General features: G+C 62.3%; 15 protein-coding genes. 9 read left to right on the forward strand and 6 right to left on the reverse strand.

From position 1 onward, the window contains the following. The first annotated feature begins 336 nt into the window (after window positions 1–336). Genes PLD_RS28530 through PLD_RS28550 form a run of 5 tightly spaced genes read left to right on the forward strand, consistent with a single transcriptional unit; the run spans window position 337 to window position 5,056 of the window. A complete protein-coding gene (locus PLD_RS28530) occupies window positions 337–1,620 on the forward strand; it encodes an alkaline phosphatase family protein (protein ID WP_159898031.1) in 1,284 nt (427 codons plus the stop codon). After that, a complete protein-coding gene (locus tag PLD_RS28535) occupies window positions 1,617–2,576 on the forward strand; it encodes a transglutaminase domain-containing protein (protein WP_159898032.1) in 960 nt (319 codons plus the stop codon). Before PLD_RS28530 ends, PLD_RS28535 begins: the two co-directional genes overlap by 4 nt. Window positions 2,577–2,599: 23 nt before the next feature. Next, window positions 2,600–3,343 (forward strand): SDR family NAD(P)-dependent oxidoreductase, encoded by a 744-nt coding sequence (locus PLD_RS28540; protein ID WP_159898033.1) that lies wholly within the window; start codon window positions 2,600–2,602, stop codon window positions 3,341–3,343. After that, window positions 3,343–4,275, forward strand: a complete 933-nt coding sequence (locus tag PLD_RS28545; protein WP_159898034.1) for an ROK family protein — start codon at window positions 3,343–3,345, stop codon at window positions 4,273–4,275. Before PLD_RS28540 ends, PLD_RS28545 begins: the two co-directional genes overlap by 1 nt. 55 nt (window positions 4,276–4,330) lie before the next feature. Further along, window positions 4,331–5,056 (forward strand): YitT family protein, encoded by a 726-nt coding sequence (locus PLD_RS28550; protein ID WP_159898035.1) that lies wholly within the window; start codon window positions 4,331–4,333, stop codon window positions 5,054–5,056. Between the two features lie 227 nt (window positions 5,057–5,283). On the opposite strand, the gene PLD_RS28555 is transcribed toward PLD_RS28550, so the two are convergent. Continuing rightward, the gene (locus tag PLD_RS28555; protein WP_159898036.1) at window positions 5,284–5,613 is read right to left on the reverse strand and encodes a hypothetical protein; all 330 of its coding nucleotides are present in this window, start codon (window positions 5,611–5,613) and stop codon (window positions 5,284–5,286) included. A gap of 569 nt (window positions 5,614–6,182) precedes the next feature. On the opposite strand from PLD_RS28555, the gene PLD_RS28560 reads away from it, so the two are divergent. After that, window positions 6,183–8,543 carry a DNA polymerase II gene (locus tag PLD_RS28560; RefSeq protein WP_159898037.1) on the forward strand — a complete coding sequence of 787 codons (2,361 nt, stop codon included), beginning with the start codon at window positions 6,183–6,185 and terminating at the stop codon, window positions 8,541–8,543. A gap of 6 nt (window positions 8,544–8,549) precedes the next feature. Here the strand turns inward: PLD_RS28560 and PLD_RS28565 are convergent, their stop codons facing one another. Together PLD_RS28565 and PLD_RS28570 are read right to left on the reverse strand one after the other, a co-directional pair. Then, window positions 8,550–8,879, reverse strand: a complete 330-nt coding sequence (locus tag PLD_RS28565) for a DHCW motif cupin fold protein (RefSeq protein WP_159898038.1) — start codon at window positions 8,877–8,879, stop codon at window positions 8,550–8,552. Between the two features lie 42 nt (window positions 8,880–8,921). Then, entirely contained in the window at window positions 8,922–9,218 is a 297-nt protein-coding gene (locus PLD_RS28570; RefSeq protein WP_159898039.1) for a hypothetical protein, read from the reverse strand. Window positions 9,219–9,498: 280 nt separating this feature from the next. Here PLD_RS28570 and PLD_RS28575 point away from each other — a divergent pair, with 280 nt between their 5' ends. Then, complete coding sequence (locus tag PLD_RS28575; RefSeq protein ID WP_159898040.1) at window positions 9,499–10,935, forward strand: serralysin family metalloprotease; 1,437 nt, start codon at window positions 9,499–9,501, stop codon at window positions 10,933–10,935. Window positions 10,936–11,320: 385 nt separating this feature from the next. Continuing rightward, window positions 11,321–11,836, forward strand: coding sequence for an SUKH-3 domain-containing protein (locus PLD_RS28580; protein ID WP_256674828.1), 516 nt, complete (start codon window positions 11,321–11,323; stop codon window positions 11,834–11,836). A 154-nt stretch (window positions 11,837–11,990) separates the two neighbouring features. Here PLD_RS28580 and PLD_RS28585 read toward each other — a convergent pair whose 3' ends face one another. From PLD_RS28585 to PLD_RS28595, 3 genes are all read right to left on the reverse strand, one after another. Beyond that, complete coding sequence (locus PLD_RS28585; RefSeq protein ID WP_159898042.1) at window positions 11,991–12,734, reverse strand: hypothetical protein; 744 nt, start codon at window positions 12,732–12,734, stop codon at window positions 11,991–11,993. Between the two features lie 95 nt (window positions 12,735–12,829). Further along, on the reverse strand, window positions 12,830–14,452 hold the full coding sequence (locus PLD_RS28590) for an MFS transporter (RefSeq protein ID WP_159898043.1): 1,623 nt from the start codon (window positions 14,450–14,452) through the stop codon (window positions 12,830–12,832). 302 nt (window positions 14,453–14,754) lie between these two features. Next, window positions 14,755–16,401, reverse strand: a complete 1,647-nt coding sequence (locus PLD_RS28595; protein ID WP_159898044.1) for a GMC family oxidoreductase — start codon at window positions 16,399–16,401, stop codon at window positions 14,755–14,757. Window positions 16,402–16,547: 146 nt separating this feature from the next. On the opposite strand from PLD_RS28595, the gene PLD_RS28600 reads away from it, so the two are divergent. Then, the gene (locus PLD_RS28600) at window positions 16,548–17,441 is read left to right on the forward strand and encodes a LysR family transcriptional regulator (RefSeq protein ID WP_159898045.1); all 894 of its coding nucleotides are present in this window, start codon (window positions 16,548–16,550) and stop codon (window positions 17,439–17,441) included. Window position 17,442 lies beyond the last annotated feature (1 nt).

The raw sequence follows: 17,442 nt of genomic DNA on the forward strand, positions 1-17,442 counted from the left end.
GTCTGGATTAATCCCTGTGTTAAAAAATCGCCAATGCCGGACTTGCCCTTTGGGCCCCGGTTTGAGTGGCTTTTAGGCAGGATAGTGGCGGGCATGAGCGCGCCTATAAAAAAATAGCTGACGTCAAGGAAGTGTCATTTCATATCCGGGAATTTCTATGTAACTCTCCTTTTAAGTAATGGAGTGGTTTGTGTTCGGTTGCCTTTTATTTGCTTTCTTGACGGGTGCTGTTCGCGACATTGCAAAGCGACTGTCGCTTTGTAGTCATGTCTAAGTATTGGTTCGGTATTCACTAAGTTTGCCGGGCTCAGGGACGATAAGAGGCTAATTGATATTATGAAGACGTTGATTGTCATTGCCGAAGGGATGGACCCGTTGGTACTGGAGTCCGAAGTTGCCAAAGGCCGGCTTCCATGGTTCTCGCAGCGCTTGGGCGCGCACTCTTATCGGCATTTGAATTGTGGGCCAGTGCCCTATGAACCAAGCAACCTGGCGACCGCTTTCTCGGGGGTCAACCCCGGTCGGCATGGGTGTTTTTCTTACTGGAGCGCCCACAGTTCGGGGGAGATCCCACGGATTCTCGAAACCACCGATGTCATGGCGCCGCGGCTTTGGGAGTGGCCGGAAATGGCCGGGCAGCGCTTTGCGGTGGTCAATGTGCAGCTCACCCATCCGCCGCAGCCGCTCAATGGCACGCTGATTACCTACCCGATGCACAACTCGATGAATACCAGCCACCCGCGCAGCCTGCTGCGCGACCTGAATGCCCAGGGGGTGCGCTACGCCCATGACGTTTCGCTGTTCTACACCGGGCAGCCCTTCGACGAGTTCGCGGCCCAGGCCTTGCGGATCGCCGAGCATCAGCTCGACAGCGCCATGGCCCTGGGGGCGGAGGCGGACGTGATGATCGTCAACCTGACCCTGGCCGATCGCTTGTCGCATTTCATGTGGTACGAAATGCTCGATCCCGAGCCCGCGCAGCGCCCGCAGATTCTCTGCGCTTATGACTTCATCGACCGTGCCTGCGAGCGTCTGCAGTCCCTGGCTCCGGAGTCGATGCTGGTGTTTTCCGAGATGGGCTTCGGCGAACTGACGGGGTTCTTCTCCATTGACCAGCACTTGCGAGCCGCCGGCCTGCAAGTGCTCGACGAGCAGGGTCAGGTTGACCTCAAGCGCAGCGTCGCCCTGGAGACGGTGCAGGGTTCCCATGGGGTGATGTTGTGCGCCGACCTGTGCAATGAAGGGCGTGCCAGCGCTGCTCAACGCCAGGCGGTGATGCAATGCCTGAGCGACATCCGTTTTGCCGATGGGCAGCCGGCGCTGGCCAGCGTCCGTGCTCGGGAGGAGGTGTACCAGGGGCCCCATACTCACCTGGCCCCGAGCCTGATCGTGACTCCGGCGGACCCCAAGCGGCCTCCTTTGGGCGATCCGCGCTGGGCCAATCACGTGCGCCGCACCGCGCAGTCGGGATGGCATCGCGATTGCGGTTTCGTGCTGCTGGACGGGGCCAGGATCCAGGCCGCGCCGGGGCCCCTTCAACTGCAGCAGATCGCCCCGACGATCGCTGGGCTGAGTGGTTGCCAGCCTGCTGCCCAATGTGAAATGACGAGTTTTGCATGACCGGCCTGGCGCTTGTTGGGCAGCCGTTGGCGCAAGCCGTTCTCGATAACCTGGGCAAGGTCGGGGATCACCATCGCCGGTTCAGCGTGGCGGCGGGGGAGGCGGGGCTCTACGGTTTTGTCGACCGTGACCTGCAGGCACTGAAGTCCATTGGCTTGGCCTCGCGCATTCAGGAACACGACGAGTTCTTCGATCCCGACGATCTGTACAGCCTGTCCCTGCACCTGCGCTTGCCGTCGTTGCACAAGCTGGCGATGCGCAGTTGGGCCACGGCGTTTCGCCAGTCCGATCGTCAGCGACAGGTCGACCTGGTGTACACGCTCAACGAAAAGCAGCCGCCCCAGGGGCCGATCCAGGTGCTGACCGCCGCGGAGCGCCTGTGTGTGCTGGAGGCTCCGCAGGGCGGCGACTTCTATCACCAGCGCCTGGTCATCGCGGGCCAGACACGGCTGTTGCCGAGTCCGTTTCGGGAGTTGCTCGAAGAGGTCAGCGCCGGCATGCAGTTCTACATGCTGCACGACGGTGTTCGTTGGGACCTTGAGTTCATGAGCCGGCATCGGCTGGCCGAATGCGGCGGTTTCTCGAAATTGCTGGTCGAACGTGCCAAGGCACTCGGTTTGCCAGCCCGGCAGGTATTTGGCCTGCTGCTCAGTTCCCCCTATGCCACCGGTCATTACTGGGCCGAGCTGCAGATTCGTGGCGAGTGGATTGCCGTGGACCCCTTGATGATTCGCCTGCTGTCGCAGCAGGCGGGGCTTGTCTGTGATCAATGGCCGCTGCACAGGTCACCGCTGGGCGCGCTGTTGAGGCTGTGCGTGGTCGACTCCTACGACCACAACGGAGCCCCCTGCCTGAGCTGCTTCGAAGACAAGTACTTTCGCCAGCTCCCTGTGGCGACGGCAGGAACCATGCAGTACCGGGTGTCATACAGGGTAGCGGTTCAGCTGCCTGTTTAAATCGATTGCAGATAGGGAAAATCATGCTGGAACTGAATGGACGGGTGTGCCTTGTCACAGGGGCTTCAGGTGTGCTGGGCGCTGCGATATGTGAAGAGTTGGTCCGTGAAGGCGCTTGGGTCTACGGGGTCTACCAGCACAACATCGAGCGTATGCAAGCCCTGGTCGCCGAGACCGCGGAGCTACCTGGCACACTGACTCCGGTCGCTTGCGACCTGACATGCACAGAAAAAACCACCAACATGCTGGCCACCCTGGCCGCCGACTCAAGGCCGATTCACGCCCTGGTCTGTTGTGCAGGGACGATGTTGCGCAAGTCCGCCTTGCTCAGCAATCAACGCGATGGCGAGTCGCTGTTCGAACTCAATGTCGAGGCCACGATCGGCCTGGTGCGTCAGGTTGTGCGGCCAATGCTGGGACAGCGAGCCGGGCGCGTGGTGCTCCTGGGGTCACTGGCCGGCGAAAGCGGGATGCCCGGGCAAAGCCTGTATGCCGCGTCCAAGGCGGCGCTGCATGGTTACGCCCGGTCGCTGGCCTTCGAGGTCGGTGGGTTCGGCATCACTGTCAATGTGGTCGCTCCAGGAGCCGTGGCCGGGCCACCGACCCATTACAGCGCCGCCGAGGAGCAGCAGGTGTGCCAGCGTATCGGCCTGCGACGCCTGGGGCGCCCCGAGGAAGTGGCGGCGGTGGTCGGCTTTCTCGCTTCGGCCCGGGCCTCCTACATCAACGGTGCGGTGATCGCGGTCGATGGCGGAGGGCGTTTCTGATGCATTGCGCAAGTATCGACCTGGGCGGCAGCAAAATGGCCCTTCACTTCAGCATCGCCGGACGCGTTGTGCAGCGTGAGCGCATCGAGATTCCGGCCGGCTGTGTTGCGCACAGCATTCTTGAACAGGCGGTGGTCCTGTTGTCCCAGCAGATCGCGCTGTACGGCCCGATCAATTGCCTGGTGATTGCCAGCGCACCGACGATCAATGCCGACGGAACCATCATCCGCTGGCCCAATCGGCCGGACTGGGAAGGTCTGGCCATCGGCCCGGCCTTTCGCATCGAGGGGGTCGAACGGGTGATCTGGTGCGATGACGGAACGGCGGCGACTTTCGGCGACGCCACGGTCATGCGTGCCTCCAACCTGGTGCATTTCTCCCTGGGCACCGGGGTTGGTGGCGGCGTGGTCTATCAGGGTCGCATGTTGCCCGATCGCGAGCTGGGGCACCTGCTGGTCTGGCCCGGAGGTGCGCCCTGCAGTTGTGGGCGGGCGGGTTGTCTGCAGGCCTATGCGTCGTTTCGTTCACTGGACAAGTTTGTCGCCTCGATGGGCTTTTCCGATGACGCCACGCTTAACCACTGGCGCTTGCGGGCGGTACAGGCCCTGGCGCTGGCCACGGCCAACCTGGTGGAGCTGTTCCGGGTGGAGGTGATCTGCCTTGGCGGGGGCATGCTCGGACGCTTTCCGGAAATTCCCCATCAGGTGGGCATGCTGCTGCGTGAGCCGGGCTACCTGAAACCCTCCTTGAATCCGCCCCTGGTGATGCATTCCCCCCAGGGCACCGAAGCCTCGGTGCTGGGTGGGTTGTATCTGGCCCAGGCCAGCCACGAAGTGCAGAACGAGATCTGCGAAGGTGGCATCGACAATTCCAGGGTCAGCATTCGCCATGTCAGCAACGGCATGAGTTTTATCTCCATGAGCCCGAGGTGAGCGGGCTCATGGCAGGACACAACGGATGTATCCATTTTGAGAAAAGGCCAACGATATGATCAACGAACCGCTCCATGAGCCCAAGGGCCTGAAGAAAGTCCTGGCCGCCTCTGTTCGCGGCTGGCTGACGCCGAGTCGGCTGGCGATGTACTTGATAGGCGTGATGGTCTTTTCGCTGGGGGCTCTGTTCTTTATCGTCAGCCGCTTGGGCACCGATCCACTGGATGTGTTTGTCATTGCCTTGAACGGTCATCTGCAGGTGGGACTGGGGGCTTGTTCTGCTTTGTTCTCGGTGGGCTTGTTGCTCTGGTGGGCACTGTGGAACAGGCAGTGGCCGCCGATCAGCCCCTTCGTGACCACGACCCTGACCGGACTGTTCATCGATCTCTGGCTGTTCCTGCAGTTTGACGAGGTGTTGGCGGCGGCCCTGGGGCCTTATGGGTTGCTCGCCATTGGCTTGGGGCTGTGCGCTTATTCCTCGGCGCTGATCATCATGAGCGGGATCGGCATCCGGGTCATCGATTTACTGGTGATCAGCATGATGAACAAACTCGGTTGGTCCTTCACCCTGGCGAAGATGGTTCTGGAGATTTCGGTCTTTGTCCTCGGCTGGTTCATGGGTGGGCCATTCGGCATCGGCACTGTCGCGTTTCTATTGATCATCGCGCCGATGATCAAGCCCTTCATGAACATGAATGAGCGTTACCTGCGCATGGGGAACTATGGGCTAAAACGCCGCGATGCGTATTTCGTCCCTCCGGCTTCGTTCACTGGCAAGTAAGGCCGCTGTGCTCGAAGAGCATGCCCAGGTGCTGGATCGAATGGTCGAGAAACAGGCGCGTCAGGGAAGTTCCGAGCCACTTGTTGCAAGGCTGTGGCAAATCATGAGGGGAGTGAAAGTTGCTAGAGGTGGCTGCAACACGCAGAAGTCAGTCATGTGCCGTGTTGCAGTTGTTCCAGGAAGAGGGTGGATCAACGGGTGTTCAACCCGTTGATCACACAACCTGCTCAACAAAACCGATCGATAACCCGAACTTCCGAGTTGCCACGCAGCGACTGCCATTCAGTCTTCAGGGTCTCCAGTACCCGACCGATGAAGTCCTTGTCGGCGGCGGCTTTCTTGCCGACGTAGCCCTGGCCACGGCGGTACATCTTCAGGCGGGCCGCCAGGTCCCGGTTGTTCTGGTCGAACTCTGCTTCATGGCTATGGGGCGACAGGCAGTCGATGTGCACTTGGCCCGACTTGGCAATCCACAGGATGTGGCTGTCGTGGCTGTCTTTCTGTGCGGCGAACATACGTGCCAATTCATCAATAGTGGGTTGATTATTAAGATTCATGTGTAGCCCCCTTGACCATTTATCGATCTATCTAAGTTGATTCGCTAATTCATCTTGCTACGTCGGTAAGTTGAACCCTGATACCGGAAACAGGGCGACAGAGGGTGTCTGTCGGATACAGATAAGGCCCAGAGCCTGATGCGTGTAGTTGCCTTGATTAACTGCTACGCAATAGCGTCACAACGAAGAGAAGCAGCGTAAACCTGGATGAAGCTGCCGACATTCCCACCATCGGCCACAAGCATCTTGAAGAGTTTTCGCCGGCTTCCGGTCCTTGTACTGGACGGTCAATGCCAGGTCAGTTTCATCAATCTGCCTTGTGGGCAGTACACATCCGGGTCACAGCTCGGCGGTCAGACGAGCTTGCTCATAACACCTTTGCCTCGTCCCCCGATCGGGGAGACGTCTGCATCATGCAAGGGCGAAATCCTCGCGTCAACGGTTTTGTAGTGAAAATTTTAAAGCACTACATGTTGTCTGACAAAAGCGCCAAAGCCATCATCCAGACACCCTGTCGCCGTCCGGGACAGGTAGAATCGGCGTCTTGAAACGGCTTTGAGGTTGCAGCGGTGGAGGTACAACAAGGCTTCGTCCTGACCCGGCACTGGCGCGATACGCCGGCGGGCACGCAAGTCGAATTCTGGCTGGCCACCGACCAGGGCCCGCGGCGGATCCGCTTGCCGTTGCAGACGTCCGTGGCGTTCGTCCCGGCCGTGCAGCGTCCTCAGGCCGAGCGCTTGCTTGCCGACGACCCGGATGTCGAACTGCGTCCCCTGCAGTTGCGGGACTTCCACCAGCGCCCGGTGCTGGGGATGTACTGTGCGCAGCACAATCAATTGATCCGCCTGGACAAGACCCTGCGTCGCGCCGGTGTCGAGGTGTTCGAGGCCGATGTGCGACCGCCCGAGCGCTACCTGATGGAGCGTTTCATTACTGCGCCGGTGACTTTCGGCGGCCAGCCAGGGCCGGACGGTCTGCTGCTGGAGGCGCAGATGAAGCCGGCGCCGGACTATCGGCCAACCCTCAGGCTGGTGTCCCTGGACATTGAAACCAGCGAGCGTGGCGAGCTGTATTCCATCGCCCTGGAAGGCTGTGGCCAGCGCCAGGTGTACATGCTCGGCAAGGCCCGGGAAGACGACAGCGCGGTGGATTTCGACCTGGAGTTCTGCGCCAGCCGCGAGCAGTTGCTGGAGAAACTCAACCACTGGCTGGCCGAGCACGACCCTGACGCGATCATTGGCTGGAACCTGGTGCAGTTCGACCTGCGGGTGCTTCACGAACATGCCCGGCGCCTGGCCGTGCCCCTGCGTCTGGGGCGGGGGGGCGAGGAAATGCAATGGCGCGAGCACGGCAGCCGCACCCACTATTTCGCCGCGGCCGCCGGGCGCTTGATCATCGACGGCATCGAGGCGTTGCGTTCGGCGACCTGGAGCTTTCCGTCCTTCAGCCTGGAAAGCGTCGCCCAGACGCTGCTGGGGGAGGGCAAGTCGATCGACAACCCCTACCAGCGCATGGACGAAATTAACCGCATGTTCGCCGAGGACAAGCCGGCCCTGGCCCACTATAACCTCAAGGACTGTGAGTTGGTGACGCGGATCTTCGCCAAGACCGAGCTGCTGACCTTTCTCCTGGAGCGGGCCACGGTCACTGGCCTGCCCGCCGATCGCAGCGGTGGCTCGGTGGCGGCCTTCACTCACCTGTACATGCCGCTGATGCATCGCCAGGGTTTTGTCGCGCCCAACCTCGGCGAGTTGCCACCCCAGGCCAGCCCCGGTGGTTTTGTCATGGATTCGCGGCCCGGGTTCTACGAGTCGGTGCTGGTGCTGGACTACAAGAGCTTGTACCCCTCGATCATCCGCAGTTTCCTGATCGACCCGGTGGGGCTGGTGGAGGGGCTGCGCCAGCCGGACGAGCAGCATTCGGTGGCGGGCTTGCGCGGCGCGCGCTTCTCCCGCACCCGACATTGCCTGCCCTCGATCGTTACCCGAGTCGCCGAGGGCCGCGAAGTGGCCAAGCGCGAGCACAACGCGCCATTGTCCCAAGCCCTGAAGATCATCATGAACGCCTTCTACGGGGTGCTGGGTTCCAGCGGTTGTCGCTTCTTCGACCCGCGCCTGGCCTCATCCATCACCTTGCGTGGTCACGAGATCATGGCCCGCACTCGGCAACTGATCGAAGCCCAGGGTCATCAGGTGATCTATGGCGATACCGACTCCACCTTCGTCTGGCTCGGCCGCCTGCATGACGAGGAGCAGGCGGCGCTGATCGGCCGCGGCCTGGTGGCCCACGTCAACCAGTGGTGGCGCGAGCATCTGCAGCAGCAATACGGTCTGGAAAGCGCCTTGGAGTTGCAGTTCGAAACCCACTACAAACGCTTTCTGATGCCCACCATCCGCGGCGCCGAGGAGGGCAGCAAGAAGCGTTATGCCGGTCTGGTAGCGCGCGCCGATGGGCGCCAGGAAATGGTCTACAAGGGCCTGGAGACCGTGCGTACCGACTGGTCGCCCCTGGCCCGGGAATTCCAGCAGGCGCTGTACCAGCGGATCTTCCACCGCCAGCCCTATCAGGACTATGTGCGCGACTACGTGCAACGCACCCTGGCCGGGCAACTGGACGATCTGCTGATCTACCGCAAACGCCTGCGCCGGCCCCTGGACGACTACGAGCGCAACGTGCCGCCTCATGTGCGCGCCGCGCGCCTGGCCGATGAATACAATCGCGAGCAGGGACGCCCCTTGCAGTACCAGAATGGTGGCTGGATCAGCTACGTGATCACCCTGGCCGGCCCCGAGCCTCTGGAAAACCGCCGTGCCGCCATCGACTACGAGCACTACCTGACCCGGCAATTGCAGCCGGTGGCCGACGCTATCCTGCCGTTCGTGCAGGACGACTTCAGCACCCTGGTGGGCGGGCAGATGGGCTTGTTCTGAGACGCTTCAATCCACCACGAACAGCTTGGCCCCCACGGCGGTAAATGAGCGGTGCGGCTCGGCGTTGTCCGCCACCTGGTAGCTCATGCCCGGGGTCAGCACGAACTGCCGGCCGTCCTCCAGTTCGGTGTGCAGCTCGCCTTCCAGGCACAGCAGGATGTGCCCCTTGGAACACCAGTGGTCGGCCAGGTAGCCCGGGGTGTACTCCACCATGCGCACACGTATTGCCCCGAACTGCTGGGTGCGCCAGAAGGCGCTGCCGGTTTCGCCGCGATGCTCGGTGGGGTCGATGCTGGACCAGTCGGTGGTGGCGAAGGGAGTGGCGGTGATTTGCATGGCGGACGCCCAGGGGTAAAGAGCAGGCAGGGCGAGGGCGGCTCAATCGTCGATGGCTTCACAAACACCGCTGGCACCGTGCTGATCGCTGTATTGCACCGTCACCGAATCGTCGTCTTCGAGGCTGATGAACAGGTTTATTTGCGCCGTCTTGACCTGGAAATGCCGGTCATCGACGGCGCTGCTCGCGACCGCCTCGCCGTTGATGTAGACCGGTCCGCCCTGGTCCGAGCTGACCGCCAGATTGCCTGGGCAGGAGACATTGAACAGCGGAAGGTCTTCGGCCTGGGCTGCGCCAGCGAAGATCATCAAGGTGCCTAGCAGCAGGGTTTTGCGCATCGTGGACTCCTCTTGGACGAAGGGACGCGTGTTCATACAACCGTTGCGTTGCGCCCCGGATCAGTGCTCAGCCTATCGTTTGCCAACGTCCCGCGCGAGTGGAATCTATCCCCTGTGTCAGGGCGATTCCGGGCTTTTGTAGGACGAAAAAAATCATGGACTCGGCGCGAATGGCTGTGTCAGGTTTTCTACGCCTCAATGGGCGAGTGATAGGACGATCTCGCAGGCGGAGTCGCGTGTGTTCTATCGGTTTTTTTTGATCTGGAACAAGGACGTAGCAATGTCAAAAGTACTTTCAGAGGCCCACGGGATTGGCATCGTGGCTGCGGCGGCCAGCGATGCTTATCAGCAAGTCCAGGCGTTCAGCCACCTGTATGACCGGGGCGGCAGCACGCTGGTGAATGGCAAGCCTTCCTTCACTGCCGACCAGGCTGCCGACTCGATCCTGCGCAAAGGCCTGTCCTGGCAGGATCACAACGGCGACGGCAAGATCGGCCTGAGCTTCAGCTTTCTCACCGAAAAACCGGCCAACTACAACCCGGCCCTGGGCAGCTTCAGTGAATTCAGCGCGCTGCAGAAGGCCCAGGCGATTCTGGCCCTGCAATCTTGGTCGGACGTGGCCAACATCACCTTCAGCGAATCCGCCAAAGGCGGCGACGGCCACTTGAGTTTCGGCAACTACAACGTCAGCACCGGCGGCGCGGCCTTTGCCTACCTGCCGTCCGGCAGCAGCTATGACGGCCAGTCCTGGTACCTGATCAACGACCAGTACCGGGTCAACGAAACCCCGGGCAACGGCAACTATGGCCGTCAGACCCTGACCCACGAGATCGGCCACAGCCTGGGCCTGTCCCACCCGGGCGTGTACAACGCCGGCAACGGCAACCCCACCTACAACGATGTCTCCTACGCCCAGGACACCCGCGGCTACAGCCTGATGAGCTACTGGAGCGAGAGCCACACCGGGCAGAACTTCAGCAAGGACGGCGGCGGTGCCTATGCTTCGGCACCGCTGCTGGACGATATCGTCGCGGTGCAAAAGCTCTATGGCGCCAACCTTGAAACCCGCGCCGAAGACACGGTGTACGGCTTCAACTCCAACACCGAGCGGGATTTCTACAGCGCCCATAGCGCCTCCGACAAGCTGGTGTTCGCGGTCTGGGACGGTGGCGGCAACGATACCCTGGACTTCTCCGGCTTTACCCAGAACCAGAAAATCAACCTCAACCAGGGTGGTTTCTCCGATGTCGGCGGCCTGGTGGGCAACGTCTCCATTGCCCACGGCGTGACCGTGGAAAACGCCATCGGCGGCTCGGGCAATGACCTGCTGATCGGCAACGCCGTGGCCAACCTCCTCGAAGGCGGTGCTGGCAACGACATCCTCTACGGCGGTGGCGGCGGCGATACGCTGTGGGGCGGGGCAGGGGCCGACACCTTCGTGTTCGGCGCAGCCTCGGATTCGACCTTCGACGCCCCGGACTGGATCATGGATTTCGCCAGTGGCGAGGACAAGATCGACCTCAGCGGCCTGTTTGCCTCCACCGGCGCCACCCTGAATTTCGTCAGCGGCTTCACTGGCCATGCGGGCGACGCGATCCTCACCTACTTCGCCGAAACCAACCAGACCAGCCTGATGATCGACCTGAGCGGTCATGGCGTGGTGGACTTCGCCGTGGGCACCGTGGGCCAGGCGGCCGTCACCGACATCATCGCCTGATCGATCGGAAGCAGTGGAGCGGCGTGCGATGCGCCGCTGCCACATCACTCTTCCACTCTTCCCCTTGTTTTCCCCGGTCCTGGGCAGGGTTGGCCGAAGCAGGCATTGGCTGGCCATGGCGGTTCAACACGTATTCACGGTCCCCAGAAGCACAAGGCTCGACAGAGAAGATGCCGCCGCGCAGTCGAAAAAAAGCGATTCAGCCAATGTTGTTCACACGACCTGGAATGGCAGTGACCTCTGACCTTGCCACCCATCGCCTGTTTTGGCGTCGCCGTCGATGGTCGTGGATGTCGACTTGTCGCGCAGAGCTACTGATAGCCTTCCGGCGGGGGCCGTATCCAGGGCTTTTGCGGTTTTCCTGCACTTTGATTATCTTCGCCGCATGAATCTCCTGACTCCGAACATAGAACCGTTTTTCAGAGCTGCCGGGTGGTCCCCTGGCAGGGCCGTTGTGGTTGATCGTCGCGTACCCCGCGCACATCCGGCATTTCGCATCCTGCAAGCATTTGCCGAATTGACCGTAGGGCATATCGGCACGGGGGAGGAGTGTGCCTCCAGTGACATCGAGTTTGGCTGTCCGGCGTGCCCCGATGAACAAGTAGATGGCTGGCAAGAAGCGCTGCGCACCGACTTTGTGTGCTTGGGTGATGTACATCATGGTCATGCACAGCTCTGGCTGGACAGCCAAGGCCGTTTGTTCTCGAACGGATTGGTCGCGTCCATGATGCTTTTTGTTGGGCATGATTTTGCCCAAGGCATCGAGGCCCTGCTCAAAGGGTATCGATCACGCCCCATGCTGTTGCCATCGCAGGAGGACGTCATGGTGTGGGGAGAGCGTTTTCGAGCTGGCGATCCGCGTGTTCTAACGCCCGATTTTTTCAGCGCCCGCGCGCTCTGATGTGGGGGCTGGGCATCGCGCCCAGCCCGTGTGCCTGTGTCGGTTTCGCTCAGCGCTCAGGCAAGCCTCCTGGTCTGCGCCCGCGCCTGGCAAATCACAGCACCAGGACATTGCCTCGGCCACCTGGCTGTCGGTGGCGCTGGTCCACGGGCGGTCAGTCGCCGCCCCCGCCGCCACAACCGCCACCCCCGCAACCGCCACTGTCGCCCCCGCCGCCATCGCTGCCGCCACTGTCACCGTCGCCGCCGAAACGCGAGCCGTCGCCGTCGCTGCTGGCGGAATCGCTGTCTAAGGAACTGCTGTGCAGCTCGCTGCCGCAGTGGACCACTGCGGCCGCGCTGCCGTTGTCCGTCAGGCGCCGCAGGGACTGGCAGTCGGCGACGTAGTGAAAGCCCCGGGCGATCTTCAGCTTGGCGTCCAGGGCGAACAGCAGCGGCAGGCGACTGGGCTGGGCGGGGTTGATGTTCTCTTCCAGGCAGGCCAGGCGCCAGACCCGGCGCAGGCCATTGTCGCTTTTCTGCTCGGCGTTCTGGCCAAGCACCGCGGCGGGCGTGTGATGGAGGAACTGGCCGAAGGCCTTGTCGCAGAAGGCCTGGTAATCCCGAGTATGCAGGATGAACTCATGCCACAGGTCGTCCACCACCTGGGACGGCATCGACACGTAGCGCTGGCCGCTCTTGAGGTAGGCCAGGAAGAACTGGCGCAAGCCCTGGGCCACCAGTTGGCAGTCCTTGAGGCTCAGGTGCGGATGCTGGGTGCGCAGCGGTTCGAACAGCCGCGGTGGCAAGGTGAAGCTGCGGATATAGGCGTCCCGACGCAATGCCCTGAGGGCTTTCTGGCGGCGCCAGAGCACCAGGATCAAGACCAGGGTCACCACGACAGGAAGGATCAACAGCATGCTCGGTCTCCAGCGCAAAAGTGCCGAGACAGTGGCGTAAAGTGCCGTTCAATTCAAGCGAACAATGCCCGGGACTGGCGTCCCGGGCAGGGCCGTCAGACCTGGTCGATGTCGACGTTGCGGGTTTCGCGCAGGCACAGCATGCCGACAATCAGACTGACTCCGGTAATCAGCACCGGGTACCACAGGCCATAGAAGATATCGCCGGTGTACACCACCAGGGCAAAGGACACCGTCGGCAGGAACCCGCCAAACCAGCCGTTGCCAATGTGGTAGGGCAGGGACATCGAGGTGTAGCGGATACGGGTCGGGAACAGCTCCACCATCAGCGCCGCCAGCGGGCCGTAGCACATGGCGGCAATCAGGATCAGCGCCACGATCAGCAGCACCACCATGGGTTTGTTGACGTTCTGGCTGTCGGCCTGTTGCGGGTAGCCGGCCAAGGTCACCGCGTCGCGCAGGGCGGCTTCGTCGAAGCCGTCGATCTTCACCTCGCCGACGCTGACCTGCACCGGGCTGCCGGCCGGGGCGGCGACGCTGCTATAGGGCAGGCCCTGTTTCACCAGGAAGGTCTTGACCTTGTCGCAAGGGCTGTCGAAGCGTGCCTTGCCCACTGGGTCGAACTGGAAGGTGCAGGTGGCCGGGTCGGCGGTGACGCTGATGGGCGCCTGGCGGCTGGCCTGATCGATGGCCGGGTTGGCGTAGTGGGCCAGGGCTTTGAAGATCGGGAAGTACAGCAGCGTGGCCAGCAACAGACCGAGCATCAGCACCGGCTTGCGGCCGACTTTGTCCGAGAGCCAGCCGAAGAAAATGAACATCGGCGCGCCGATCACCACGCTGATGATCAGCAGACTGTTGGCCAGGGCTGGGTCCATCTTGAGGAACTGGGTGAGGAAGAACAAAACGTAGAACTGCGCGGCATAGAAGGTCACCGCCTGCCCGGCGTTGATGCTGAACAGGGCGATCAGCACCACCTTGAGGTTTTCCCACTTGCCGAAGGACTCGCGGATCGGCGCCTTGCTGGCCTTACCTTCCTCTTTCATTCTCAGGAAGGCCGGCGACTCGTGCAGGCTCATGCGGATCCAGGTGGAAATCCCCAGCAGGACGATGGACAGCAGGAACGGCAGGCGCCAGCCCCAGACCTCGAACTGATCGCCGGTGAAATAGCGGCAAGCCAATACCACCAGCAGCGACAGCAGCAGGCCCAGGGTCGCGGTGGACTGGATCCAGCTGGTGTGCAAGCCGCGTTTGCCCTGGGGCGCGTGCTCGGCGACATAGGTCGCGGCGCCACCGTATTCACCGCCCAGGGCCAGACCCTGGAGCATGCGCAGGGCCACCAGGATGATCGGTGCGGCGATGCCGATGCTGGCGTAGTTGGGCAACAGACCCACGGCGAACGTCGCCATGCCCATGAGGACGATGGTGGCGAGGAAGGTGTACTTGCGCCCGATCATGTCCCCCAGGCGGCCGAACACCAGGGCGCCGAAGGGACGCACGACAAAGCCGGCGGCGAAGGCCATCAGGGCGAAGATGAACGCCGTGGTGTCGTTGACCCCGGCGAAGAACTGCTTGCTGATGACGGCCGCCAGGGCGCCGTAGAGGAAAAAGTCGTACCACTCGAACACCGTGCCGAGAGACGAAGCGAAGATGACCTTCTGACTGCCCTTGGCGACGGCGTCGTCCACGGACGGATTCAGGGAGTGAGCGTGTTCTGACATAAAGGGGCTTCCTTACAGTGATTATTGTTGTTGTTCCACTGCCGACGTCGTGACCGACGCCGTTGCTGCGATTCACCGCGACCGTGCGATGAACCCTCGTTTCCTTCCTGAGCGAGCGGGCTTGTCAGCGAAGAGAGCCTTGCGCCAGGTGCCGGCCTTGGAGGCGCTTTCACCGGTAAGCCGGCGCCTGCATCAGGTGCATCTGTTCCTGCTCTCCCGTAGGCGCTGGTTTGCCAGCGAGGTGGCCCTTGAATCAGATGCCGATCTTGGGGGCGCCGTCGCCAGCAAGTTGGCTCCTACGGTCATGCCGGAATGGTGGGTTGCATGTGCTGGACGGTACTCCTGGGGGCGGTGGCGAGGATCAACTCGGCGGCTTTCTCGGCGATCATCAGTGTGGGTGAACAGGTATTGCCGGAGGTGAGGCGCGGCATGATCGAGGCGTCGGCGATGCGCAGCCCCGGAATGCCGTGCACTCGCAGTTGGGCGTCCACCACCGCCTGGGCGTCGCTGCCCATACGGCAAGTGCCCACCGGATGGAAGATGGTGGTGCCGATGCGCGCGGCGGCTTCATGCAATTGCTCCTCGCTGTGCAGCGCCGCCCCAGGCAGGTATTCGCTGGGCTTGAACGGCTGCAGGGCCGGGGCGCTGACAATGCGCCGGGTCAGGCGGATGGCGTCGGCGGCGACTTTCAGGTCCTGGGGGTGGCTCAGGTAATTGGGCTGGATCAGCGGCGCATCCCCGGCGTTCAGGGAACGGATTTCCACCCGGCCCCGGCTCTGCGGGCGTAAGTCGCAGACCGATGCGGTGAAGGCCGGGAAACTGTGCAAAGGCTCGCCGAAGCGCTCCAAGGACAGTGGCTGCACGTGGTATTCGAGGTTGGCGCGGGTTTGTTCCGGGCCCGAGCGGGCAAAGGCCCCCAGTTGGCTCGGGGCCATGGACAGCGGGCCGCTGCGGTCATACAAGTAGCGCAAGCCCATGCCCATCTTGCCCCACAGGCTGCCGGCGATCTGGTTCAGGGTGCGAGCGTTTTCCAGCTTGTAGATCAGCCGCAATTGCAGGTGATCCTGAAGGTTGCCACCGACTCCGGGCAGGGCGTGGCTGACGCCGATTCCCAGGCGTTGCAGCAGCGCGCTCGAACCGATGCCCGAGCGCTGGAGGATGCTTGGCGAGCCAATGGCGCCGGCGCACAGAATGATCTCCCGGCGTGCCTTGAAGCGCTGTTCGCATCCCTGGTAGATGGCCAGCACTGCACTGGCCCGGCCGTCTTCGAGTATCAGCCGTTGCACGTCGACCTCGGTCAATACGGTGAGATTGGCGCGTTGGGCAATCGGCTTGAGAAAGGCCTTAGCGGCATTCCAGCGCACCCCGGCTTTCTGGTTGACCTGGAAGTAGCCACAGCCTTCGTTGTCGCCGCCGTTGAAGTCATCGATGGTGCCGATACCGCTCTGCTCGGCGGCTGCGCGGAAGGCATCGAGGATTGGCCACGACAGGCGCTGGCGCTCGACCCGCCATTCGCCGGCGGCGCCGTGCAGTTCGCTGTCGCCGGCAAAGTGGTTTTCGCTTTTCTTAAACAGCGGCAGCACATCCTTCCAGCCCCAACCGGAGTTGCCCTCGGCGGCCCAGCCATCGTAGTCGGCGGCCTGGCCACGCATGTAGATCATGCCGTTGATCGACGAGCAACCGCCCAGCACCTTGCCCCGCGGGTAGCTCAGGCTGCGGCCCTGCAGGCCCGGTTCGGCTTCGGTCTTGTAGCACCAGTCGGTGCGCGGGTTGCCGATGCAGAACAGGTAGCCCACGGGAATGTGAATCCAGGGGTAGTTGTCGCGGCCGCCGGCTTCCAGCAGCAGCACCCGGTGCTGGGGATTGGCCGACAAGCGATTGGCCAGCAGACAGCCGGCGGGACCGGCGCCGACCACGATGTAGTCGTAGGCGTCAAAGGCAGGGAGCATCCATGACCTCGTTTTTCTGATTTTTATTGGGGTCAATCCTAGTTGTTAGCTTTCGTTAAAAGAATGTTAGTTTTTGCCCACCCGCTGTGCGTTTTCTAACAGCGATGATTTTCGGCATCGACAAGGAATCTCAACAAGGAATCGCAATGTTCGACTGGAATGACCTGCGCTTTTTTCTTGAACTGCAACGCAGCGGGCGCTTGCTCACCGCGGCCCGGCGGCTGAACACCACCCACGCCACGGTGGCCCGGCATATCGAGGCGGTGGAGAAAGCCTTGGGCACCGCGCTGTTTGTCCAGCATGCCCAGGGTTATGAACTGACCCCGGCCGGCGAGGTGTTGCTCAAGCATGCCGAGGCCATGGAAAACGTCGCGTTGCTGGCCCAGGAGGACATCACCCAGTCCAGCGCGCCCCTGGGCAAGATCCGCGTCGGCGTCACCGAGGGCTTGGGGGTCAAGTTCCTTGCCAGTCGCCTGTACGCTTTGTTCGAGCGTTACCCGGGGTTGCAGGTGGAGCTGGTGGCGGTGCCACGTTTTGTCAGCATCCTCAACCGCGAGGCGGAGATCAGCATCCACCTGGAGCGGCCCAGCGCCGACATGCTGGTGACCCGTAAACTCACCGACTACCGCCTGGCCCTGTATGCCAGCCAGGCCTACCTGGACCGCGCACCGCCGCTGCGCAGCCGCGAAGACTTGGGGCGCCATGCCTGGATCGGCTACGTCGACGACTTGCTGTTCAGCCAGGAACTGATGTTTCTCAACAGCTTTTGCCGCAACCCTCAGGTGGTGTTTCACAGCACCAGCGTCATCGCCCAGCACGAAGCGGCGCGTTCGGGCTTGGGAATCGCCGTGCTGCCGTGCTACATGGCCGCCGAAGATCCGCAGTTGGTGCCGCTGCTGCCGGCCGAGAGCATCCAGCGCGCCTACTGGATCAGCACTCGCCGCGAGCTGCACAAGTCGGTGCGGCTGCGGGTGGTCTGGGACTATCTGGTGGAACAGTGCGCGGCGCAGCAGCAGGTGCTGCTGGGGCCCGAGCGCTAGC

The sequence above is a fragment of the Pseudomonas sp. LD120 genome (assembly GCF_009861525.1).
Lineage (GTDB): Bacteria > Pseudomonadota > Gammaproteobacteria > Pseudomonadales > Pseudomonadaceae > Aquipseudomonas.